The sequence below is a fragment of the Paracoccus sp. MC1854 genome, from assembly GCF_014164635.1.
GTDB lineage: Bacteria > Pseudomonadota > Alphaproteobacteria > Rhodobacterales > Rhodobacteraceae > Paracoccus.
The window spans coordinates 161,457-182,267 of record NZ_JACJFU010000005.1; the positions used below are offsets into that span (position 1 = coordinate 161,457).

Sequence of the window (20,811 nt, forward strand, 5' to 3'; positions counted from 1 at the left end):
GGGGCCAGTAAGACAGGGAGGGAGGAATGTGGCCGCGTCCCCGGCCACTGGGCTTCGTCCGTTCAACGCGCGGGGGGCGGTGCGGTTCCCGCCTCAGGCCACCAGCCGGTAGCCGCCGCTTTCCGTAACCAGCAGCCGCGCGTTGGACGGCTCCGGCTCGATCTTCTGGCGCAGGCGGTAGATGTGGGTTTCCAGCGTGTGGGTGGTGACGCCCGCATTGTAGCCCCAGACCTCGTGCAGCAGCACGTCGCGCGGCACGACCCCGTCCTGCGCGCGGTACAGGAACTTGAGGATGTTGGTTTCCTTCTCGGTCAGGCGGATCTTGCGGTCCTTGCCGTCGATCAGCATCTTCATCGACGGCTTGAAGGTATAAGGCCCAAGCTGGAAGATCGCGTCCTCGGACTGCTCGTGCGTGCGCAACTGGGCGCGCAGGCGGGCCAGCAGGACGGGGAACTTGAACGGCTTGGTGATGTAGTCGTTCGCCCCCGAATCGAGGCCGAGGATCGTGTCGGCGTCGGTGTCGTGGCCCGTCAGCATGACGATGGGGCATTTCACCCCCTGCTTGCGCAGCCGCTTGCAGAGTTCCCGCCCGTCGGTGTCGGGCAGGCCCACGTCCAGAACCACCAGGTCGAAGATCGCGCCCTTGGTCTTTTCCACCGCCTCGGCGCCGGTGCCGGCCTCGAAGACGTCGAAATCCTCGGTCGCGACCAGTTGCTCGGCCAGCGCCTCGCGCAGGTCTTCCTCGTCGTCCACAAGAAGGATCTTCTTCAGTCCGGCCATTGCAGCCTCCATCGGTTGCGCTTTGGCGGCAAGATGGCGCAGGGATGCCCGGCGTCCAGCGGGTTGAAACCTTTCTCACAAGCAGTTGTCGCGGGGCGCCCTTATGTTACGGATTGTTTCAGGATTTGCCCGCCCCATGACCCTGCTGCCCACCCTGACCGAGACGATCAGCCGCGCCCGCACCGACCTGCGGGTGGGGCTGCCGGTCGTGATCGACGGCCATCTGGCGGCGGCAGTCGAGACACTGTCGCCGGCCCGGTTGGCGGGGATTCGGGGATTCGGCAAGTCCGTGGTGGCGCTGACGGACCGCCGGGCCGAGACGCTGAAGGCGCGGGCCTATGACGGCGATCTGGCGCGGGTCGAGTTGCCCCCGGACGCCGACCTGACATGGCTGCGGGCGGTGGCAGACCCCTCGGATGACCTGCGGGTGCCGATGAAGGGGCCGCTCTTCACCCGGCGCGATGGTGACCCCGCGCCCCACCGCGCAGCCTTGGCGCTGGCGAAGTCGGCGCAGCTTCTGCCCGCCGTGCTGGTGGTGCCGGTTGATGCTCCGCCCCCCGGCCTGACCGTCCTGCCCGCCGGCCCGACGCTGGCGCAGCTTGCTGCCGAGGCGGCGCTGTCGCCTGTCGCCGCCGCCCGCCTGCCCATTGCGGCGGCCGAGCACACCCGCCTGCACATCCTGCGACCTGACGACGGCAGCGACGAGCATTACGCCATCGAGATCGGCGAGCCGCCTCGCGATGCCGCCGTGCTGGCTCGGCTGCATTCGGCCTGCTTCACCGGCGACGTGCTGGGCAGCCTCAAATGCGACTGCGGCCCGCAGTTGCACGCGGCGCTGGCGGCGATGGGGGCCGAGGGCGCGGGGGTGCTTTTATATCTCAACCAGGAAGGCAGGGGCATCGGCCTTGCCAACAAGATGCGTGCCTATGACCTGCAGGCCCAGGGCTTCGACACGGTGCAGGCGAACCACCGGCTGGGCTTCGAGGACGACGAGCGCGACTTCCGCCTTGGCGCCGCCATGCTGCGGCGGCTGGGATTCTCGGCGGTGCGGCTGATGACGAACAACCCGCGCAAGGTGGCGATGATGGAAGGCCACGGCATCCGGGTGGTCGAGCGCGTCCCCCTTCAGGTCGGCCGCAACCGCTGGAACGACGCATACCTGACGATCAAGCGCGACAAGTCGGGGCATCTGCTGTGAGGCGGCAGCCTGCAGGCCATAGGCGAGGCCCGTCCCGGCCGCGCCCCGCCATTGCGGTTTTCCGAACCGAGATGGAGGATCGGCCATGACCCTGCACCCGCAGATGGCAGGGGACGCCTGCCGCCCCCCGGATCGGCCCCGGTCTGCGCCCATCGCGCAGAGGGACGACATGGTCCTGACGCCCCTTGGCCTGCGTTTCGGGGGCCGCCTGATCCCCTGCGGCATCGGCCGCGCCGGCGTCTCGGCCGCCAAGCGCGAGGGCGACGGCGCGACCCCCGCAGGCGTCCACCGGATCGTCGGGCTGCTGTATCGCCCCGACCGGATCGCGCGGCCCGCGCCTTGGGCCGAGCCCATCGGTCCCGGCGATCTCTGGTGCGACGACAGCGGCCATCCTGCCTATAACCGCTGGGTGCGGGCGCCCCTTGCCGCCAGCCACGAGCGGCTGCGGCGGCCCGATCCGCTTTACGACCTGGTGCTGGTCACGGACTGGAACTGGCCGGTTGCCCGGGCGGGGAAGGGGTCGGCCATCTTCCTGCACCAGTGGCGGCGCCCGCGCCATCCCACGGCCGGTTGCATCGCATTCTCACGGCGCGACCTGATGCGGATCGCCGGCCTTGCCCCGCCCGGCACAAGGCTGATCGTGCCCGCCACGCTTGCGGGCCGCATGGGCAGGCGCGGCGCGGTCGCCCATGGCGCCTGAGTTGCGCCGTACCTGCGGGGACGGCGGGGGGGCCGGATGACGCCTTCCGGCAGGCGGGCAGGCGGCATCAGGTTTGCCGCCGCGCGATCCGCTCCTATGTTCAAGGCATGACCGACCGGATCGACTTTTTCCCGCGCCCATCCGTCCCCCGCGCCTTCATGGGCGTGATCGTCGCCTGCGTCGCGGTCCACCTGCTGACGCTGTCGCCCGCGCTGCGGGAGTGGGCGATGCTGCACGGGGCGCTGTGGCCGCAGCTTCTGAAGGATGTCAGGCCGATGTTTCCCGGCCAGCAGGTGACGATGTTCCTCACCTACGGCTTCCTGCATGGGGGGCTGTTGCACCTGGGGATGAACATGCTGGCGCTTTACGTGCTGGCGCGCTCGCTGTCGGTGGTGATGGCGGGGGGCGCGATGGTCGCGCTTTACGTGGTGGCCCAGGTGGCGGCGGGGGTGGTGCAGTTGTGGCTGTCGGACAGCCCCTATCCGGTGGTCGGCGCATCCGGCGCGATCTTCGGGCTGGCGGGGGCCGAGATCGCCATTGCCGCGCGTATCCAGCTTGCGAAGGGCGGCAGCCTGCGCCTGCTGGCCGGGCCGGTCCTGCAGTTCGTCCTGCTGAACGTGGCGCTGACACTGGCGGTGCCGAACATCGCCTGGCAGGCGCATCTGGGCGGGGCGCTTGCCGGGATAGTGATCGGGGCGCTTTATCGGCCCCGGCTGCGGCGCTGAATCAGGCCGGAGGTTCCCCGCGCGTGTCGGCGGAGGAGTCCTCGGTCTGCGCTGGTAGTTCGCTGCCCGTCCCCTGCGCCTCTAAGTCAGGTTCGGGCAGCGGGACGGCGTCTGTTTCCGATGCGTCGCCGGCGGGTTCCGGCGCTTCATCAGCTTCGGCCTCGGGCGCGCCGCTCAGCCGCCGCATGGCGGGGCGCAGGGTTTCGGCCGGGGCATGGATCAGGTCCAGCGGGTCGAGGTCCGGCTCGCGCGACAGATGCTCGGCCAGCAGCCGGTGGGCAAGGCCGTAGCCCGCCCATTTGCGGATGTTGCCGCGGCCCTCGAACCACAGCCCGCGGTCGAGATCGCGCCAGGCCCATTCCGTCATCGCCCGCTTCGCCAGCCCCGAGGGCGGCGTGGTTGCGTCCCATGGGTCGGGCGGTCCGCCCAGCACGCGGGCGACGAAACGCCCGGCCAGCCCCTCGCTGACCAGCACCTCGCCCAGCGAGCGGCCATAGCCGGGACGTTCCCACCGGACGAGGTGATGAAGCTCGCGCACCATCCGCCGCACCGTAAGGTCATGGGCGAAGCGCGCGGGCGACAGGGTCAGCTCGATCACGCCCGGCGCGCGGGCGGTGCCGAGGACGCCCCAGTCGGACCCCCCGTCACCCGCCTGCACCACGAGGTCGAAGTCGGGCAGGTCGAGGTGGCCCGTCGCCAGCGCCACCGATTCCGCGACGGCTGCCCTGACCTCTGGCATGATGCCGGTCAGCGCATGGCGGGCGTTCAGGAAATGGACCTGCCAGTAGGGCATGGTGCTCCGGTGACCGAGGCTCAGACCTCGGGCACCAGGACCTCGCGCTTGCCGACGTGGTTCGCGGGGCTGACGACGCCCTGCTCCTCCATCTGCTCGACCAGCCGGGCGGCCTTGTTGTAGCCGATGGCGAGCTTCCTCTGGATGTAGCTGGTCGAACACTTGCGGTCCTTGGCCACGATCGCCACCGCCTGATCGTAAAGCGCGTCGTCCGAGCCGTCGCTGGCGAGGATCTGGTCGATCTCGGCGTCGCGCTCGTCCTCGGGGCTTTCGACCACGGTGGACACATATTGCGGCGGGCCGAAGGACTTGAGGTGGGTGACGACCTCCTCGACCTCTTCGTCCGACACGAAGGGGCCATGCACGCGGGTGATGCGCGAGCCGCCTGCCATGTAAAGCATGTCGCCCATGCCCAGAAGCTGCTCGGCCCCCATCTCGCCCAGGATGGTGCGCGAGTCGATCTTGCTGGTCACCTGGAAGCTGATCCGGGTCGGGAAGTTTGCCTTGATCGTGCCGGTGATGACATCGACGGACGGGCGCTGCGTCGCCATGACGATGTGGATTCCGCTTGCGCGGGCCATCTGGGCGAGGCGCTGGATGCAGGCCTCGATCTCTTTCCCGGCGACCATCATCAGGTCGGCCATCTCGTCCACGATGACGACGATATAGGGGAAGGTCTCGGGCTGGAACTCCTCGGTCTCGAAGACGGGCTCGCCGGTGTCCTCGTCAAAGCCCGTCTGCATGGTGCGGCGGAACATCTCGCCCCGCTCCAGCGCCTCGCGGACGCGGCTGTTGTAGCCCTCGATGTTGCGCACGCCCATCTTGGACATCTTGCGGTAGCGTTCCTCCATCTCGGAGACGACCCACTTGAGGGCCACGACGGCCTTCTTGGGGTGGGTCACGACGGGGGAGAGCAGATGCGGGATGCCGTCATAGACCGACAGTTCCAGCATCTTGGGGTCGATCATGATCAGCCGGCATTCCTCGGGCGTCAGCTTGTAAAGCAGGCTGAGGATCATGGTGTTGATGGCGACGGATTTTCCCGAGCCGGTCGTCCCTGCGATCAGCAGGTGCGGCATCTTGGCGAGGTTCGCCACCACCGGCTCGCCGCCGATGTCCTTGCCCAAGGCCAGCGGCAGCGGCACGGCGCTGTCGGCGAAGGGACCCGAGGACAGGATCTCGCGCAGCACGACCTTTTCGCGGCGCTGGTTCGGCAGCTCGATCCCGATCACGGTGCGGCCGGGCACGGTGGACACGCGGGCCGACAGCGCCGACATCGATCGGGCGATGTCGTCGGCCAACCCGATCACCCGGCTGGCCTTGAGCCCCGGTGCGGGTTCCAGTTCGTAAAGCGTCACCACCGGGCCGGGATGGACGGCGGTGATCTGGCCCTTGACGCCATAGTCGTCCAGCACCGCTTCCAGCATCCGGGCGTTCTCGGCAAGTGCTTCCTGGCTCGGCGTGTGGCGCTCGACCGTGGCGGGGGCGGCCAGCAGCGACAGTGGCGGGCGTTCGTAAAGGCTGTTGTCGAAGGACGACGCGGGCAGCGCCGGCTCGCGCGGGGATGCGGCTTGCGGCGGGGGCGGCACGGCGGCCCGGACGCTTTCCATCAGCGGGGCAGGGGGGACCGGCGCGCGGCCAGTCAGGCGCGCGGTGACGGCGGCCAGGGTCGAGCGGCCGTCCTCTGCCGGCTGGCGGGCCTCCGGCTCGGGATCGGTGCGGTGATGGCGGATGGCGTCGGTGATGCGGGCGCTGACCTCCCCGGCATCCGGCGCGGCGGTCGCCTCGTCGTAATGGGGGTCAGGCTCGACCAGTTCGGGCTGCAGGACCTCGGGTTCGGGTGGAGGGCGCAGGCGCGAGAACATGCCCGAAGGCGCCGGCTCTGCCTCGGGCAAGGCCTCGGGCGCCTGCTCTTTGGCTGCGGCGGTGCGCTGGCGCCAGGCCTCGGCCCGGCGACGGACCTCGCGGGCGGCGATGACCGAGGCGCTTGCGCCCCGCCCCAGAAGGGTCATCGTCAGGTCATAGGCGGTCGCCAGCCCGGCCGACAGGAACCGGCCGATCCCCATCAGCTCGCGCCGGTCGAAGCCGAGGACGAAGGCCACGATCGCCACCGTGCCGATCGCGGTCAGGAAGGCCAGGATCTTCAGCCCGGCGGCGGCGCTGACGGGCAGCAGGCCCAGCATCGCGCCCATCAGCATGTCGCCGAGATAGCCGCCGAGGCCGAAGCTCTGCGTCCAGCCCTCGGGCGGGACCAGCGAGCTTGCGTGGACCGACACGACCACCATGGCAATGGGGGTGAAGACGCCGCGCAGCAGCCGCTCCTCGCCTTGGTGCAGCATCAGGCGCAGGCCCCAGAAAATGCCCGAAACCGCCAGCATCCAGCTTCCCTGCCCCACGATCATGAACAGGGCCGAGGCGATATAGGCGCCCAGCCGCCCCAGCAGGTTCTGGGCCGGCTGGTCGGTCGCGGTGCCCACGCCGGGGTCGTCGGGCGTGTAGGAAAACAGTATCATGGCGACCAGAACGCCTGCCACGATCAGTCCGGCGCCCGCCAGTTCCTTGCTGCGGCGCTGCAGCGCCACTTGCGTGGTCTGGTCGAACAGCGGGTCGCGGTGTCTCGCGTGCCAGCTCGCCATGCCTGCCTTACCCCTTTCCATAAAGCGTGTCGCGGATGCGGGTCAGCGCATCCTCGGTCTCTGCCGTCGGACCCACCAGCGCCACCCGGACATAGCTGCGGCCGGGATTGCCCTGGTCGGTGTCGCGGGCCAGGTAGGCGCCGGGCAGCACCTGCACCCCGGCCTCGGCCCACAGCTTCCGCGCGGCGGCCTCGCCGTCCTCGGCGGGCAGCCACAGGAAGAACCCGCCCTCGGGCGGCTGGTAGCCCGGCACATTGCCGAAGATCCGGTCGGCGATGGCGTATTTTTCCTGATAAAGCGCCCGATTCGCCTGAACATGGGCTTCCTCGGCCCAGGCGGATTCGCTGACGCGCTGGTGGGGCAAGGGGACGGGGGCGCCGGCATAGCTGCGAAGCACGCGCAGGCGGGCGATATGCTCGGGTGCCGCCGCGATGAAGCCCGAGCGCAGGCCCGGCAGGTTCGACCGCTTGCTGAGCGAGTTGAACATGATGACGCGGTGGCCCAGCCCCATGCCCATTGCGACGGCAAGCGCGCCGGGGGGCGGGGCGGTGCGCCAGATCTCCGAATAGCACTCGTCGGCGAAGATCAGGAAATCGTGGCGCTCGGCCAGTTCGACCAGCCGTTCCAGATAGTCGCGGCCCGCCACCGCGCCCTGCGGATTTGCGGGCGAGCAGAGATAGCAGATGGCTGTCGCATCCAGCGTGGCCGCATCCAGCCCGGCGAAATCGGGCAGGTGGCCGGTTTCGGCGGTGGCGTTGACGAAGACCGGCACGGCCCCCACGGCGGCGGCGGCCACGGCATAGACCTGATAGAAGGGATTTGGCACGAGGATTCGCGCCGTGGCGCCGTTTTTGCGTTCCGGGCAGAGCGCGAGGGCCGCATTGAACAGACCCTCGCGGGTGCCGTTGACGATGGTGATGCCCTCGGGCGGCACCTCGATGCCGTGGCGGGTGGCAAGCCAGCCCGAGATCGCCTTCAGCAGTTCGGGCGTGCCCTCGTTCGGAGGGTACTTCCCCAGTTCATCGACGGTTCGCGACAGGATCGGGGCGACGAAATCGGGGATGCCATGGCGCGGCTCTCCGATCGTCATGACGATCGGATCGGGGCCGGGGGCCACGTTGGACAAGAGCTTCCGCAGGCGCGGAAACGCGTATTCCGGCAGGTTCGAGAACCGCTCGGGAGATGCCATGCTGCCTCGCAATCACGGGATCGTGCCGTCCCGTTTTGCGGCAAGACTAGCGGCAAAGCGCCGATGCGTCCAGACAAAGGCCGGGCGGGATCAGTCCCGTAGTGCCATCTCGACGGCCTGCGCCACCCGCAGCAGCCTGAGGTCGCCGCCTGCCGGACCCATCAGCATCAGCCCGCAGGCTGGACGCGCCGTCGGCAGGCTGATCGCGGGCAGGCCCATCGAGTTCCCGATGCGGGTGTTGCGCAGCGCGAGCAGGTTCTGGGCGGCGAAATAGGCGGCGTCCTCTTCCAGCCGGGCGATCTCGGGCGGCAGGGTCGGGGCGGTGGGCAGGATCACCGCGTCGAAGGGGGCAGCGGTGGCGGCCCAGTCCTGCCGCAGATGGAACAGCCGTTCCCATCCAGCGACGTAATCGGCGGCGCTGACCTCGCGCCCGCCGCGGAAGCGTTCGAGAATCGGGGGATACATCAGTTCCGGCGCGGCCTCGATCTGATCGCGCCACAGGCCATAGGCTTCGGAGGCAAAGAGCGTGGGCGAAAGCGCGGCGGCGTCGGTGACGCAAGGGGGCGCCGCGCGGGTGATCGAGACGCCTGCCGCCGCAAGCCGCTGCACCGCTTCCTCGAAACCGGCAACGGGTTCCTCGCGCGCGTCCTCGAAGGGCAGGCCGTCCAGCACCATCAGCCGCAACCCGCGGGCGGACGCCCCGCGCAGGTCGGGGGCGGGGTGGCCCCGCAGAAGCCCGAAGATCTCGGCGCAGTCCTCGACAGTGCGGGCCATCGGCCCCACGACATCGAAGCGGCGGCAGAGCGGCAGGATGCCGGTCATGTCCACCGCGCTGGGCGTGGGCTTGAAGCCGACGATGCCGTTCCAGGCGGCGGGCAGGCGGATCGAGCCGCCGGTGTCCGACCCGATCGCCGCCGCCGCAAGCCCCATCGCCACCGCAACCGCCGATCCGCCCGAGGAGCCTCCGGCGACAAGGTCCGCGTCATAGGCGTTGGGCACGGTGGCCACGGTCGGGTTCAGCCCGAGGCCCGAGAAGGCCAGTTCCGTCATGTGGGTCTTGCCAAGGCAGATCGCCCCCTGCAGGGTCGCCGTTTCCAGCAGCGCCGCGTCGCGGTCGGGGATGCGGCCTTCCAGCAGCATGGACCCGGCCTCGGTCGCCACGCCCGCGCTGTCGATGTTGTCCTTCCAGGCCAGCGTCACCCCGTCCAGCAGGCTGCGCCGCAGACCCGCCCTGGCGCGGTCATGGGCGGCGATGGCCTCGGCCCGGGCGCGGTCGGGCGTGGTGCGGGCAAAGATGCGGGGGCCAAGGGGGGCGCGCTCGATTGCGTCCAGATAGCCCTCGGCCAGATCGATGGGGCTGACCAGCCCGGCCATGATCGCCCGTCCCTGTTCCGTCGCCGAGGCTTTCAGCCAGTCCATGCGATGTTCCCTGAATTTTATGTTCACGCTAGCGGCGCAGGGCCGGGGCGGCAATGCCGGACCGGGGCGCTGCCCGCCCGGGCTGCTCCCCTTCCTCGCCCCTTCCTCGCCGAAAACAGTCCACTGGACCCATTCGGCGGGAAAACAGCCTTGATGGCTGTTTTCTGATCCACCACCTGTTCCGGGCGCTCGGAAGCCCCGCGGCATTTCGGCCGGAAAGAAGATGCGCAGGCGCTTGCGCCGCATGGACGGTTGCGGGGCGGACGGTTAGGGTGCGTGCCATGGCTGTTGATCACGATGTCATCATTGCGGGCGGCGGGCTGAACGGCCCGACGCTGGCGCTTGCGCTGGCCCAGGTCGGGCTGTCGGTCGCCGTTATCGACGCGCGGCCGGTGCGGGCAAGGGCCGAGGTGGGCTTCGACGGGCGCGCCTATGCTCTGGCGCTGGCCTCGCGGCGGCTGCTGACGGCGCTGGGGCTGTGGAAGGGGCTGGCCGACAAGGCCCAGCCGATCCTGCGGGTCGAGGCGGCGCAGGGGCAGCCCGGCGAGGGCGCGGGACCGTTCCACCTGATCTTCGATTCGGCCGAGATCGAGGAAGGACCAGTCGGCCACATGCTGGAGGACCGCTTCCTTTACGCAGCACTGGTCGAGGCGATGGCGGGCCGCGTCACCCATCTGCCCGGCCGTCAGGTTGTCGCGCAGGACGAGCGTCCCGGCCATGTCGCGGTCACCCTGGACGACGGGCGCGCGTTGACCGGACGGCTGCTGGTCGGCGCGGACGGGCGCGGCTCGGGCGTGGCCGCGCGGGCTGGCATCACCCGGCGCGGGCATGGCTATGGGCAGACGGCGCTGGTCTGCGCGCTCGATCACGAAAAGCCGCATGGCGGGGTGGCCTGGCAGTATTTCATGCCGACCGGCCCTCTGGCGATCCTGCCGCTGCCGGGCAACCGCAGTTCCATCGTCTGGTCCGAGACGGACGAGAATGCCCGGGCGATCGCGGCGTTGCCGGATGACGCGTTCCTCGACGTGCTGCGCCCCCGCTTCGGCGACTATCTGGGCAAGATACGGCTGGCCGGGCCGCGGTTCTCCTATCCGCTGAGCCTCAGCCTGGCCGAAGCCTATGTCGCGCCGCGCATCGCGCTGGTGGGGGATGCCGCGCACGGGGTCCATCCCGTCGCGGGGCAGGGGCTGAACCTCGGGCTGCGGGACGTGGCGGCGCTGGCCGAGGTCGTGGCCGAGGCTTCCCGACGCGGCGAGGATATCGGCGCGCCGGATGTGCTGGGGCGCTACCAGAGGTGGCGGCGATTCGATGCAACGGCGCTGGGCCTCGGCATGGACGGGGTGAACACGCTGTTTTCCAATGACCTGCCGCTTCTGCGGCAGGCGCGGGGTCTTGGGATGGGGATCGTCACCGCCATCCCTCCCCTGCGCCGCGCCTTCATGCGGCAGGCGGCGGGGCTGTCACTCGCGCCCATGCCCCGGCTGCTGACGGGGCGGCCGCTGTAGCCCGGAACCGTCACCGGAACGCGAGCGTTCGGGCCCGTGCCGTCCCGCTATCGTGACGTGCAAGTCCTTGGAAAGGCGGTATCACATCGCTCATGAACCTTCGCTCTCTCGCTCTTGCGCCCGCCTTCGCTCTGATCTTCGCGCTGCCCGCGGCGGCCGAGAGGATCTCGCTCAATGAAATCTCGCGCTACCTCAACGGTCTCAAAACGGTGGTGGCGGACTTCACCCAGGTGAATGCCGACGGCTCGGTCACGCCGGGCCGCGTCTATATCCATCGCCCCGGCCGGGTGCGGTTCGAATACCAGGGCGACAGCACGCTGGTGCTGGCTTCGGGCGGGACGGTGGCGGTCTTCGACCGCAAGTCGAACTCGGGCGCGCAGCAGTATCCGCTGGCGCGCACGCCCCTGAACATCATCCTCGCCGACAACGTGAACCTTGCGCGCAGCGGATCCGTCATCGGGCACACGGAACGCAAGAACACGACCGTGGTGACCGCGCAGGACCCTCAGCACCCGGAATACGGCAACATCCAGATGGTCTTCACCGCCAACCCGACCGAGTTGCGCCAGTGGGTCGTCACCGACGACACCGGCAAGAAGACCACCGTGATCCTGGGCGAGATGCAGAAGGGCGTGCAGATCCCCGCCTCGCGCTTTTCGATCACCAGCGAGGCACAGCGCCGGAACTGAACCCGGTCAGGCGCGCCCGCAGGCCGAAAGCTGCGCCTGATACATCCCCGCCCGCTGGTGCACCCGCCCGGCGACCCCCAGCAGCCACGGCTTTGACATGTGGCTGCCGCGGGCAAAGCCCGAGCGGCCCTCATGATAGGCGAGATACTGGTTCGCCGCGTCGTTCTTGGGGATGCCCAGCCGCTGCGCCGTGCCGTGCATGTACCAGCCCATGAAGTCGGTGGCGTCGCGGATGTCGTCGCGGCGGGCGCGGCGCTTGCCGTTTTCCTTCAGGTATTCCTCCCACGTCCCGTCCAGCGCCTGCGAATAGCCGTAGGCGGAGCTTTGCCTTCCGATCGGGATGATGCCCAGCGCAAACTGGTGCGGGGTGCGGGCGTCGCCGATGAACTTCGATTCCTGGTGGATTGAGGCCATCTGCACCGCCACCGGCACGCCCCAGCGCCGTTCTGACGCTTTCATGGCCCGCAGATAGGCCGGGCGCTGCGCCACGATCGAGCAGGCGTTGTCCAGATCGCGCGGCGCCTTGAAGTTGCCTCCGCCGCCGCCGCAGGACGCGACCAGCATCACGATGGCCAGCTTGAGATAGGTGTTCATTGCCTGTGCCCCCGGTTTTTCTTTTTCGGACATCTTAGGGATTATGGCCCGGCGGGGAAATCGCCTTTGCGTCAGCATCGGCGGGACAGTGCCCCTTGTCACCCGGCGCGCCGCCTCGTTAAGCTTGGCCCGACAGTTTTGTCCGAGGGGGATTTGAGAATGGCAGACAGCGACATCGTGATCCTGTCGGGCGTCCGCACCGCGATCGGCGGCTTTGGCGGCAGCCTGGCAAGCGTGCCGCCGATCGAGCTTGCGACCACCGTCGCCAAGGAGGCGATGGCACGCGCGGGCGTCTCGCCCGACCAGATCGGCAACGTGGCCTTCGGCCATGTCATCAACACCGAGCCGCGCGACATGTACCTGTCGCGGGTGGCGATGCTGAACGCGGGGATCCCGGAAACCACCCCGGCGATGAACGTGAACCGGCTGTGCGGCTCGGGCGCGCAGGCCATCGCCTCGGTCGCGCAGTCGCTGATGCTGGGGGACGCCGATTTCGGCTTGGCAGGCGGGGCCGAAAGCATGAGCCGCGGGCCCTATATCGTCCCCTCGATGCGCCACGGCGCCAAGATGGGCGATCAGCAGGTGCTGGACATGATGGTGGGGGCGCTGACCGACCCGATGGGCACGGGCCACATGGGTGTGACCGCTGAAAATGTCGCGTCCGAGCACCAGATCAGCCGCGACGAGCAGGACACCTTCGCGCTGGAAAGCCAGTCCCGCGCCGCCAGTGCCATCGCGGAAGGCCGCTTCAAGGACCAGATCGTCCCCGTCGAGATCAAGACCCGCAAGGGCGTCGTCACCTTTGACACCGACGAGCACCCGAAGAAGACCTCGGCCGAGGCGCTTGCCGGTCTGCGCCCCGCCTTCAAGAAGGACGGCGGCAGCGTGACCGCAGGCAACGCCAGCGGCATCAACGACGGCGCCGCCGCCATCGTGCTGGCCCGCGCGGATGCGGCCGAGCGCGCCGGCCTCAAGCCCCGCGCCCGCTTCCTCGGCTATGCCTATGCGGGCGTCCGGCCCGAGGTCATGGGCATCGGCCCGATCCCGGCCGTCCAGAAGCTGATGGAAAAGATCGGCCTGACCGTGGACGATTTCGACGTGATCGAATCGAACGAGGCCTTCGCGGCGCAGGCGGTGGCGGTGAACAAGGGCCTCGGCCTCGACGAGGCGAAGGTGAACCCGAATGGCGGCGCCATCGCGCTGGGCCATCCGATCGGCGCGACCGGCGCGATCCTGACCGTCAAGGCGCTTTACGAACTTGAGCGCACCGGCGGCAAGCGCGGGCTGATCACTATGTGCATCGGCGGTGGCCAGGGCATCGCGCTGGCCATCGAGCGGATCTGACGCCTGCCCTGAAACAGGAAACCCCGGCTGCTGGAAGGCGGCCGGGGTTTTTTCATGCCTTCCCGCACAAGCGGGCGCCGGAAACTCGAACGGGCCGCCCCTTTGGGACGGCCCGCGAGATCAGGAAGATGGTCCGGTTAGGGATGGATGATCCGTCCCAGACAAGGGTTCTTCACCCTCGGGGCTGCCCTCAGGCGGCGACCCCCCTGGCTGTCCCGGTTCCTCTCTCCAACATCACTCTCGACACTGGACCACCTCCTTTCAATGTTACTCGTGGGGTGAAGGTTGGCACAGGCCGGCTACAAGTCAATAGCCGCTGGCGGGGCCTGACAATATTTTGCGGACAAGCACCCGGAAAGGCACAAGGGCCAGCAGCGCCAGCGCCATCTTGACCGCCCAGTCGGCCACGCCCAGCGACATCCACAGCGGCGCCATGGGGCCTGCGCCCAAGAGCGGCACGGCTTCGTTCGACCAGCCGGTGTTGGCATCGGCGGGCAGGAACACGGCAAAGGCGATGGTGAAGAACAGCACCGTGTCCACCACCGACCCGACCACCGAGGACAGGAAGGGCGCCTGCCACCAGTCGCGGTGGCGCAGCCGGTCGAACAGCCACACGTCCAGAAGCTGCGCCAGCAGGAAGGCCGTGCCCGAGGCGAGCGCGATGCGAAGCGTGGTCCCCCCGCCCGCCGCCGCGACCAGCGAACAGAAGACGCCGATCACGAAGCCCGCGACCACCACCCGGCGCGCGGCCTGCAACCCGTGGACGCGGTTGGTGATGTCGGTCACGAGAAAGGCCACCGGATAGGTCAGCGCCCCCCATGTCAGCCAGTCGCCCAGGCGGAACTGCACGAGGATGTTCGACGCAAGGACGGTCGCGGCCATCGCGAGGATGGCTGGAAGGATCGGGCGCATCGGATTTTTTCCGTTTTACAAGGTGGCGGAAGAACTCGGCCCCGCGGAACGGGACGGCAGGCGGCTACGCCCTGCGGGCGGGAAAGTCAAGGAAGGGAGGGCTTTGCCCCTGCGCTCCGCGCTTCCCCGGATATTTGGGCGATGAAGAACGGGCCGGATTCAGCGGATGCGGTATTCCACCAGTTCGGTGCGCTGGACGAACAGGAAGTTGTCGTCCGAGATCATGGTGATGCGGATGCCCTGTCCGTCCGCCCACACTGCGATGCCTTCGAGGTTGTCGAATTGCATCAGGCTGGTTTCGAGGATCGGCTCGGGCGGGCCGAGGCCGGCGTCGTCCATGGCATAGCGGCGCACCCGGCTGGCAAAGCCGCGCAGGCCCCGGAAGTCGCGCTCAAGGACGTAAAGCCTGCCGTCCGGGCCGACATCGGCGCCGACCGGGGCCCAGCGTTCGTCGCGGGGCAGATGGAAGGCGGTGGACCAGGCCCCGTCGCGAAAGCGCCAGACCGGGGTCAGCGGCTCGGGCGAGTTCCAGCGTTCCGGCATGGTCAGCAGGTCACCCTCGGGCGTCACCGCCAGCGCCTCAAGCCCGGCGTTCCGCAGCAGGGATTGGAACTCGGGCGCGGGGGGGATGCGGGTGGCAGGGCCGTCGGGGTCGTCGAAGCGGGCGATGCGGTCCAGCCCCTCGAAGCTGACGAACATCCGGCCTTCCCCGTCGATCGCCAGCCCTTCGGCATCGCCCAGATAGCCCGGGCGCAGCTTGGTGCCGGTGCTGTCCTGCAGCCGCGCCCGGCCTGCCGTGGACAGCGACCGGATGCGGCCCTGGCCATCGCGCAGGATGCTGCCCCAGCGCACGGTGCCCCGGTCGGACAGCACCGTGTAGCTGAAGCCGTCGGCGGAAACATCAATCCCCGAAAAACCGCCGAAATCCTCGTCGGCCCTGGTCCAGACGTGGGTGCCCAGATATTCGACCGTGATATCGGCGCAGGTCGGGGCCGCTGCCCCTGCCGACAGCGCCAGTCCCAACGCCGCCGAGATCAGCGCGCGACGAGGGCCTGGCATGTCCGGGGAAGCTCGCTCAGCCGATAGCTGCGGGGATGGCGGTAGTTCGGGTCCGCAGGCGCGGGCGGGGCTGGGTCGATCCGGTTGCGGATCCACTGCGCGGCTTCCTCGCAGCCGTCGCCGGGGGGTGGGGCGGCCTGATCCTCGCAGCCCTGGTTGGGGCAGGAAAGCCGGACGTGGAAGTGATAGTCATGCCCGTTGATGGGGCGGATCTTGCGCAGATAGGCGCGGTTGCCGCGTTCGGACTGGCACATCGCCAGCTTCGCCACCGGATCGACGAAGATGCGGGCCACGCGCGGGTCGGACGCGGCCGCCCGCAGAATCGCGTGATGGCTGGCCGACCACAGCGGGCTGAGCTGCGTGCCGCCCCTGGCCACCACCGACTGCGACGAGATGTTTTCCCGCTGCGAGGGTGTCAGTTGCAGCGAGGCGGGCGGCAGCATCCAGATGTCGGCGTCCAGCCCGATCTGATGGCTGGCGTGGCCGGTCAGCATCGGCCCGCCCATCGGCTGGCTCATGTCGCCGATGTAAAGCCCGGCCCAGCCGTGGCGGGTCGCCTGCTGCGACAGACCCACGAGGAAATCGACCAACTGCGGGTGCCCCCAGTTACGGTTCCGCGACAGCCGCATCGCCTGCCAGGTCGGTCCGGTTTCGGGCAAGGCGACGTTGCCGGTGGCGCAGCCGCGCGAATAGCCGCCGAAGGCGCCCGCCGGGCCTCCGTTCGACTGCCGGAAGGCGCCGAAGACATCCTTGGCCAGCGGGTCGGCGGCGGCAGGCAGGGCCAGCGCCGACAGGGCCAGGGCGGCCAGCATGGATTTGAGGTTGCGGATCACTGCTCGGGTTCTCCCTCGGGTTTTACCCAGCTTAGCAGGGCGAGCGACAGAAGGAACATCACGATCAGGGGCGAGATGCCAAGCCGCTGGTTGCCTGTTGCCGTGGTGACAACGGCGATCAGGAAAGGCGCGAGAAAGGCCGTGGCCTTGCCCGACAGCGCGTAAAGGCCAAAGGTGCCCGCCGCCTTTTCGGCTGAGGTGTGGCGCACCATCATGGTGCGGCTTGCGGCCTGCACCACCCCTCCCGCGCCGCCGATGGCGACGCCGCAGGAGAAGAAAAGCGCATCGGGCAGGCGCGACCCGGGGGGAAGCGCGACGCCGAAGATGCTGGCGCGGTCCATGCCCACGACCAGCATGCAGACCGCGATCAGGACCAGCGTGCAGGCGGCGATCACCGGCCTTGGCCCCCAGCGCCGGTCGGCGCGGCCGCCAATCCAGCAGATCACGGCGGCAGACAGGGCGCTGACGACGCCGAAGATGCCCGACAGGATCACCGGCCAGCCCAGGACCGTCCCTGCATAGACCCCGCCGAAGCCGTAAAGCGCGTTCAGCGCATCGCGCGAGAACATCGACGACAGTAGCCACGCCGCCAGCGAGCGCCGGTGCCGCAGGCTGCGCAGCAAGGTCCCGAGGTCGCGCATTGCCTCCCCCAGCCGCAGGGGGCGGGCAATGCCGCGTGGTTCTCGCACCCACAGGAAGAAGGGGATCATGAAGACGAGATACCACAGCGCGGTGAAGGGACCGACGAAGCGCGTGCCCTCGCGCGCAGCAGCATCCAGCCCCAGCGCGGGCGGCTTCCCCAGCAGCGTGAGTCCCGTGACCGCGCTTTCGGCAAACAGACCCAGCATGACCGCCAGCGCCAGCACGCCGCCGACATAGCCGAAGGCGAAGCCCGAACCCGAGATGCGGCCGATCTCGTCCCGGCTTCCCAGCGTCGGCATCAGGGCGTTGGTAAAGATGGTGGCGAACTCCATCCCGATCAGGCCGAGGCCGAAGAAGACCAGCGCCGCCACCAGCGCACTGCCGCCGGGCGCCAGCACCCACAGCCCCGCCGCGCCTGCGACATAGAAGGCAGAGAACAGCCAGATCCACGGCATCCTCCGCCCCGTGGTGTCGGCTACCGCCCCGAGGACGGGGGCCAGCACCGCGATCGCGACCCCCGCCAGCGCCAGCCCCCAGCCCCACAGCGCCTGCGCCTGCGCGCCCGCCTGCCGGGGGTCCGCACCTTCAAGGACGAAGCGGGCGCTCGCGACCTCGGCGAAGTAGATCGAGAAGATGAAGGTCAGCAGCAGTGTGGCATAGGGCTGGCTGGCGAAGTCGAAGAACCACCAGCCCCAGATGCGTTTGCGGTCCATCGCCGTCCCTTATGCCCATGCGCGGCGCATAAGGCCGCAGGTGCCCTATGCTGGCAAGTCGTCGGTGCGCTCGGTGATCGGTGGCAGAACGGGCGGCCATGGGCGCCGGGCGTCGGCCTCGATCCAGGCCGCGACCCAGTCGGGAAGGGGCGGGCTGGGAGCGTCGTGGCCCATGGCGGCCATGAACTCGGACGGCGCGATCATGCCGCGCCGGGCCGCGCCGCCGACGATGGCCACACGCAGCAGCATGTGGTTCAGGCATTCGCCCTTGGCCCACATCGACTGCTCCATGTAGACAAAGCGGTCGTCCCAGCCGATCACCCGCGACACCTGCGTGATGCGCTGGAATGCCCTGATCCGGCGGCGGTAACGCACCGTGTTGCCCGCCACGGTGAAGCCCCAGCCGTTCTTCTTCAGCGTCTCGGTGATGCCCAGCCGGATCGCCATCGGAATCCGGCCCAGGTCATAAAGCGTCAGCGTCCGGCCGTTGTTCAGTTCGCGCCACGGATCGAGGTCAAGCAGCGAGATCCGGTGCGTCGAGACATGCGGGTCCAGAGGCCCCAGCCGGGGGGCGCGGCGGGCCGAGGCGACCTCGCCCAGAAAGCGCAGGATGGGATACATGGGCCGGATTCCTTTTCCGCACGGGGCTAGAGAGCGGGCACGCCCTCGTCAATCACGACGCCGCGGTCTTGCGCGCGGGCGCTTGCGCGACGGTGCCGGCTGACCTAACTCAGGCGCGCAAGAGAAAAAGGGCGGACCACGGGATGACGACACTGTTTCAGGCGCTGATGCTGATCCTGGATGTGCTGTGGTTCATCATGATCGCGCATATCATCATGTCGTGGCTCATCAACTTCGACGTGCTGAACCTGCGCCAGCCGCTGGTGCGGCAGATCTGGGACGGGCTGTCGCGCCTGCTGGAACCGCTCTATCGCCCGATCCGCAACATCCTGCCGGATCTGGGCGGGCTGGACCTTGCGCCGCTGGTGGTCTTCATCGGCATCATCATCCTGCAGCGGGCTCTGGTGAACAACGCCGGGTTCTTCCTGGGCTACTGATGCCGGGTGACTTGCTGCGGCAGGTCTGGGGCTTCGACGGATTCCGCCCCGGCCAGCAGGAGATCGTCGAGGCCGTGGCCAAAGGCCGCGACGTGCTGGCGATCATGCCCACAGGCGGCGGCAAGTCGCTGTGCTTCCAGTTGCCGGCGCTGATGCGCGAGGGCGTGACGGTGGTGATCTCTCCGCTGATCGCCCTGATGCGGGACCAGGTGCGGAGCTTGCGCGAGGCGGGGGTGGCTGCGGGCGCGCTGACATCGGGGAACACCGAAGAGGAAAGCGACGAGGTTTACCGGGCGCTTTCGGCGGGAAACCTCAAGCTGCTCTACATGGCGCCCGAGCGGCTGGCATCTGGCGCGACGGTGCCGATGCTGAAACGCGCGGGCGTCACCGCCATTGCCGTGGACGAGGCGCATTGCGTCAGCCAGTGGGGCCATGATTTCCGCCCCGACTACCTGCGGGTGGGCGACCTGCGCCGGGCGCTGGACGTGCCGCTCGCCGCCTTCACCGCCACGGCGGACGCCGAGACGCGCGAGGAGATCGTGGCGCGCCTGTTCGATGGCCGCGCGCCCCTGACCTTCCTGCGCGGCTTCGACCGGCCGAACATCCATCTCGCGTTCCAGCCCAAGGACAGCCCGCGCCGCCAGATCATGGACTTCGCCAGCGCCCGCCGCGGCCAGTCCGGCATCATCTACTGCGCCACCCGCGCCAGGACCGAGACGCTGGAAGCCGCGCTGAACGCCGCCGGCATCGCCGCCGTCGCCTATCACGGCGGGATGGAGGCCGACCTGCGCCGTGAGGTCGAGGCGCGTTTCCAGCGCGAGGACGGGCTGGTCGTCACCGCCACCGTCGCCTTCGGCATGGGCATCGACAAGCCCGACATCCGCTGGGTGGCGCACGCCGACCTGCCGAAGTCGATCGAATCCTACTATCAGGAAATCGGCCGCGCGGGCCGCGACGGGGCACCTGCGGAAACGCTGACCCTCTACGGTCCCGACGACATCCGCCTGCGTCGGACGCAGGTTGACGAGGGCCTCGCGCCGCCCGCCCGGAAGGAAGCCGACCACGGCCGCCTGAATGCCCTGCTTGGTTTGGCGGAAGCCGTGGCCTGCCGCCGCCAGCACCTGCTCGCCTATTTCGGGGAAACCGCCGAGCCCTGCGGCAACTGCGACCTGTGCGACACCCCGCCCGAGGTCTTCGATGCGACCCAGCCCGTCCGCATGGCCCTGTCGGCGATCCTGCGGACGGGCGAGTGGTTCGGGCAAGGGCACATCATCGACGTGCTGACCGGCAATGTCACCGACAAGATCACCCAGCGCCGCCATGACAAGCTGCCGACCTTCGGGGTGGGGAAGGCCACGTCCAAGGCGGAATGGCAGGCGATCCTGCGGCAGATGCTGGGCCACGACCTGATCCGCCCCGACCCCGAGCGCCACGGCGGTCTGAGGATGACAGCCGCCGCCCATCCGGTGCTGCGCGGCGAAACCCCCGTCACCCTGCGCCGCGACCTGATCCGGCGCGCGAAACCCGCCACCGTCGTCCGCACCCAGGTCGATGACGAGGATGCGCCGCTTCTGTCGGCGCTGAAAGCCAAACGGCGGGCGCTGGCCGAGCCGCAGCGGGTGCCCGCCTATGTCATCTTCCCCGACCGCACGCTGATCGAGATGGCGCAGGCGCGGCCCTCGACACTGGACGAGATGGCCCGCATCAACGGCGTGGGTGCCAAGAAGCTGGAAAGCTATGGCGCGGCCTTCCTGTCGGTCATCGCGGGCGAGATCCCCGCCATGCACCCCGCGCGCCGGGCGCTGGCGGGCCGCGCCTCGGGCGCGCTTTACGACCGGCTGGCTGAAACCGCCCAGCGGCTCGCCCGCGGCGAGAACGGCACCGGAAAGCCCCTGTCGCTGACAGCCAGCCAGTTGCGCCGCATTGCCGAGGATCGGCCGCGCGATCTGTCGCGCTATCTGGATGCCGCAAGGCTCGACCGCTTCGGCGCGGCCTTCGCGCAAGAGATCGCGGCGGACTGAC

At 69.2% G+C, this 20,811-nt stretch carries 19 protein-coding genes; 8 read left to right on the forward strand and 11 right to left on the reverse strand.

All coding sequences use genetic code 11. The annotated features are described in order from the left end of the window. Positions 1 to 93: 93 nt before the first annotated feature. Complete coding sequence (locus H5395_RS06465; protein WP_182791742.1) at positions 94 to 780, reverse strand: response regulator transcription factor; 687 nt, start codon at positions 778 to 780, stop codon at positions 94 to 96. Positions 781 to 916: 136 nt separating this feature from the next. On the opposite strand from H5395_RS06465, the gene ribA reads away from it, so the two are divergent. The 3 genes from ribA to H5395_RS06480 all read left to right on the forward strand — a co-directional run bounded on the left by ribA (position 917) and on the right by H5395_RS06480 (position 3,403). Beyond that, complete coding sequence (gene ribA, locus H5395_RS06470; RefSeq protein WP_182791744.1) at positions 917 to 1,978, forward strand: GTP cyclohydrolase II; 1,062 nt, start codon at positions 917 to 919, stop codon at positions 1,976 to 1,978. Positions 1,979 to 2,147: 169 nt separating this feature from the next. Further along, positions 2,148 to 2,678 carry a L,D-transpeptidase gene (locus H5395_RS06475; protein WP_182791797.1) on the forward strand — a complete coding sequence of 177 codons (531 nt, stop codon included), beginning with the start codon at positions 2,148 to 2,150 and terminating at the stop codon, positions 2,676 to 2,678. A 107-nt stretch (positions 2,679 to 2,785) separates the two neighbouring features. Beyond that, positions 2,786 to 3,403 carry a rhomboid family intramembrane serine protease gene (locus H5395_RS06480; RefSeq protein ID WP_182791746.1) on the forward strand — a complete coding sequence of 206 codons (618 nt, stop codon included), beginning with the start codon at positions 2,786 to 2,788 and terminating at the stop codon, positions 3,401 to 3,403. Position 3,404: 1 nt separating this feature from the next. On the opposite strand, the gene H5395_RS06485 is transcribed toward H5395_RS06480, so the two are convergent. The 4 genes from H5395_RS06485 to H5395_RS06500 all read right to left on the reverse strand — a co-directional run bounded on the left by H5395_RS06485 (position 3,405) and on the right by H5395_RS06500 (position 9,440). Further along, on the reverse strand, positions 3,405 to 4,196 hold the full coding sequence (locus H5395_RS06485; RefSeq protein WP_182791748.1) for a DUF2268 domain-containing putative Zn-dependent protease: 792 nt from the start codon (positions 4,194 to 4,196) through the stop codon (positions 3,405 to 3,407). Between the two features lie 20 nt (positions 4,197 to 4,216). Further along, the gene (locus H5395_RS06490; RefSeq protein WP_182791749.1) at positions 4,217 to 6,832 is read right to left on the reverse strand and encodes a DNA translocase FtsK; all 2,616 of its coding nucleotides are present in this window, start codon (positions 6,830 to 6,832) and stop codon (positions 4,217 to 4,219) included. A 7-nt stretch (positions 6,833 to 6,839) separates the two neighbouring features. Next, positions 6,840 to 8,021 carry an aminotransferase class I/II-fold pyridoxal phosphate-dependent enzyme gene (locus tag H5395_RS06495; RefSeq protein ID WP_182791751.1) on the reverse strand — a complete coding sequence of 394 codons (1,182 nt, stop codon included), beginning with the start codon at positions 8,019 to 8,021 and terminating at the stop codon, positions 6,840 to 6,842. A gap of 90 nt (positions 8,022 to 8,111) precedes the next feature. Continuing rightward, on the reverse strand, positions 8,112 to 9,440 hold the full coding sequence (locus H5395_RS06500; RefSeq protein WP_182791753.1) for an amidase: 1,329 nt from the start codon (positions 9,438 to 9,440) through the stop codon (positions 8,112 to 8,114). 281 nt (positions 9,441 to 9,721) lie between these two features. Here H5395_RS06500 and H5395_RS06505 point away from each other — a divergent pair, with 281 nt between their 5' ends. Next, positions 9,722 to 10,945, forward strand: a complete 1,224-nt coding sequence (locus H5395_RS06505) for a UbiH/UbiF/VisC/COQ6 family ubiquinone biosynthesis hydroxylase (protein ID WP_182791754.1) — start codon at positions 9,722 to 9,724, stop codon at positions 10,943 to 10,945. A gap of 92 nt (positions 10,946 to 11,037) precedes the next feature. Continuing rightward, on the forward strand, positions 11,038 to 11,634 hold the full coding sequence (locus H5395_RS06510; RefSeq protein WP_182791756.1) for an outer membrane lipoprotein carrier protein LolA: 597 nt from the start codon (positions 11,038 to 11,040) through the stop codon (positions 11,632 to 11,634). Between the two features lie 6 nt (positions 11,635 to 11,640). Here H5395_RS06510 and H5395_RS06515 read toward each other — a convergent pair whose 3' ends face one another. Beyond that, on the reverse strand, positions 11,641 to 12,228 hold the full coding sequence (locus tag H5395_RS06515) for a lytic transglycosylase (RefSeq protein WP_182791757.1): 588 nt from the start codon (positions 12,226 to 12,228) through the stop codon (positions 11,641 to 11,643). Between the two features lie 159 nt (positions 12,229 to 12,387). Here H5395_RS06515 and H5395_RS06520 point away from each other — a divergent pair, with 159 nt between their 5' ends. Next, on the forward strand, positions 12,388 to 13,572 hold the full coding sequence (locus tag H5395_RS06520; RefSeq protein WP_182791758.1) for an acetyl-CoA C-acyltransferase family protein: 1,185 nt from the start codon (positions 12,388 to 12,390) through the stop codon (positions 13,570 to 13,572). 306 nt (positions 13,573 to 13,878) lie between these two features. On the opposite strand, the gene H5395_RS06525 is transcribed toward H5395_RS06520, so the two are convergent. From H5395_RS06525 to H5395_RS06545, 5 genes are all read right to left on the reverse strand, one after another. Further along, the gene (locus H5395_RS06525) at positions 13,879 to 14,484 is read right to left on the reverse strand and encodes a queuosine precursor transporter (protein WP_182791759.1); all 606 of its coding nucleotides are present in this window, start codon (positions 14,482 to 14,484) and stop codon (positions 13,879 to 13,881) included. A gap of 159 nt (positions 14,485 to 14,643) precedes the next feature. Next, positions 14,644 to 15,543 carry an esterase-like activity of phytase family protein gene (locus H5395_RS06530; RefSeq protein WP_182791760.1) on the reverse strand — a complete coding sequence of 300 codons (900 nt, stop codon included), beginning with the start codon at positions 15,541 to 15,543 and terminating at the stop codon, positions 14,644 to 14,646. Further along, positions 15,519 to 16,355 (reverse strand): penicillin-insensitive murein endopeptidase, encoded by an 837-nt coding sequence (gene mepA / locus H5395_RS06535; protein WP_182791798.1) that lies wholly within the window; start codon positions 16,353 to 16,355, stop codon positions 15,519 to 15,521. Before mepA ends, H5395_RS06530 begins: the two co-directional genes overlap by 25 nt. Positions 16,356 to 16,372: 17 nt before the next feature. Continuing rightward, on the reverse strand, positions 16,373 to 17,731 hold the full coding sequence (locus tag H5395_RS06540; RefSeq protein ID WP_182791761.1) for an MFS transporter: 1,359 nt from the start codon (positions 17,729 to 17,731) through the stop codon (positions 16,373 to 16,375). A gap of 45 nt (positions 17,732 to 17,776) precedes the next feature. Continuing rightward, the gene (locus H5395_RS06545; RefSeq protein WP_182791762.1) at positions 17,777 to 18,352 is read right to left on the reverse strand and encodes an acyl-CoA thioesterase; all 576 of its coding nucleotides are present in this window, start codon (positions 18,350 to 18,352) and stop codon (positions 17,777 to 17,779) included. A 143-nt stretch (positions 18,353 to 18,495) separates the two neighbouring features. Here H5395_RS06545 and H5395_RS06550 point away from each other — a divergent pair, with 143 nt between their 5' ends. Together H5395_RS06550 and recQ are read left to right on the forward strand one after the other, a co-directional pair. Continuing rightward, positions 18,496 to 18,789 (forward strand): YggT family protein, encoded by a 294-nt coding sequence (locus tag H5395_RS06550; protein WP_182791763.1) that lies wholly within the window; start codon positions 18,496 to 18,498, stop codon positions 18,787 to 18,789. Next, on the forward strand, positions 18,789 to 20,810 hold the full coding sequence (gene recQ, locus H5395_RS06555) for a DNA helicase RecQ (protein ID WP_182791764.1): 2,022 nt from the start codon (positions 18,789 to 18,791) through the stop codon (positions 20,808 to 20,810). Before H5395_RS06550 ends, recQ begins: the two co-directional genes overlap by 1 nt. Position 20,811: the final 1 nt, after the last annotated feature.

Coding starts and splice junctions, on each gene's coding strand:
- H5395_RS06485 (WP_182791748.1), bottom strand. CDS start 4,196: ATGCCCTACTGGCAGGTCCATTTCCTGAACGCCCGCCATGCGCTGACC.
- H5395_RS06530 (WP_182791760.1), bottom strand. CDS start 15,543: ATGCCAGGCCCTCGTCGCGCGCTGATCTCGGCGGCGTTGGGACTGGCG.
- H5395_RS06545 (WP_182791762.1), bottom strand. CDS start 18,352: ATGTATCCCATCCTGCGCTTTCTGGGCGAGGTCGCCTCGGCCCGCCGC.
- H5395_RS06540 (WP_182791761.1), bottom strand. CDS start 17,731: ATGGACCGCAAACGCATCTGGGGCTGGTGGTTCTTCGACTTCGCCAGC.
- mepA (WP_182791798.1), bottom strand. CDS start 16,355: ATGCTGGCCGCCCTGGCCCTGTCGGCGCTGGCCCTGCCTGCCGCCGCC.
- H5395_RS06480 (WP_182791746.1), top strand. CDS start 2,786: ATGACCGACCGGATCGACTTTTTCCCGCGCCCATCCGTCCCCCGCGCC.
- H5395_RS06505 (WP_182791754.1), top strand. CDS start 9,722: ATGGCTGTTGATCACGATGTCATCATTGCGGGCGGCGGGCTGAACGGC.
- H5395_RS06500 (WP_182791753.1), bottom strand. CDS start 9,440: ATGGACTGGCTGAAAGCCTCGGCGACGGAACAGGGACGGGCGATCATG.
- H5395_RS06550 (WP_182791763.1), top strand. CDS start 18,496: ATGACGACACTGTTTCAGGCGCTGATGCTGATCCTGGATGTGCTGTGG.
- H5395_RS06490 (WP_182791749.1), bottom strand. CDS start 6,832: ATGGCGAGCTGGCACGCGAGACACCGCGACCCGCTGTTCGACCAGACC.
- H5395_RS06475 (WP_182791797.1), top strand. CDS start 2,148: ATGGTCCTGACGCCCCTTGGCCTGCGTTTCGGGGGCCGCCTGATCCCC.
- H5395_RS06515 (WP_182791757.1), bottom strand. CDS start 12,228: ATGAACACCTATCTCAAGCTGGCCATCGTGATGCTGGTCGCGTCCTGC.
- H5395_RS06525 (WP_182791759.1), bottom strand. CDS start 14,484: ATGCGCCCGATCCTTCCAGCCATCCTCGCGATGGCCGCGACCGTCCTT.
- H5395_RS06495 (WP_182791751.1), bottom strand. CDS start 8,021: ATGGCATCTCCCGAGCGGTTCTCGAACCTGCCGGAATACGCGTTTCCG.
- H5395_RS06510 (WP_182791756.1), top strand. CDS start 11,038: ATGAACCTTCGCTCTCTCGCTCTTGCGCCCGCCTTCGCTCTGATCTTC.
- H5395_RS06465 (WP_182791742.1), bottom strand. CDS start 780: ATGGCCGGACTGAAGAAGATCCTTCTTGTGGACGACGAGGAAGACCTG.
- H5395_RS06520 (WP_182791758.1), top strand. CDS start 12,388: ATGGCAGACAGCGACATCGTGATCCTGTCGGGCGTCCGCACCGCGATC.
- ribA (WP_182791744.1), top strand. CDS start 917: ATGACCCTGCTGCCCACCCTGACCGAGACGATCAGCCGCGCCCGCACC.
- recQ (WP_182791764.1), top strand. CDS start 18,789: ATGCCGGGTGACTTGCTGCGGCAGGTCTGGGGCTTCGACGGATTCCGC.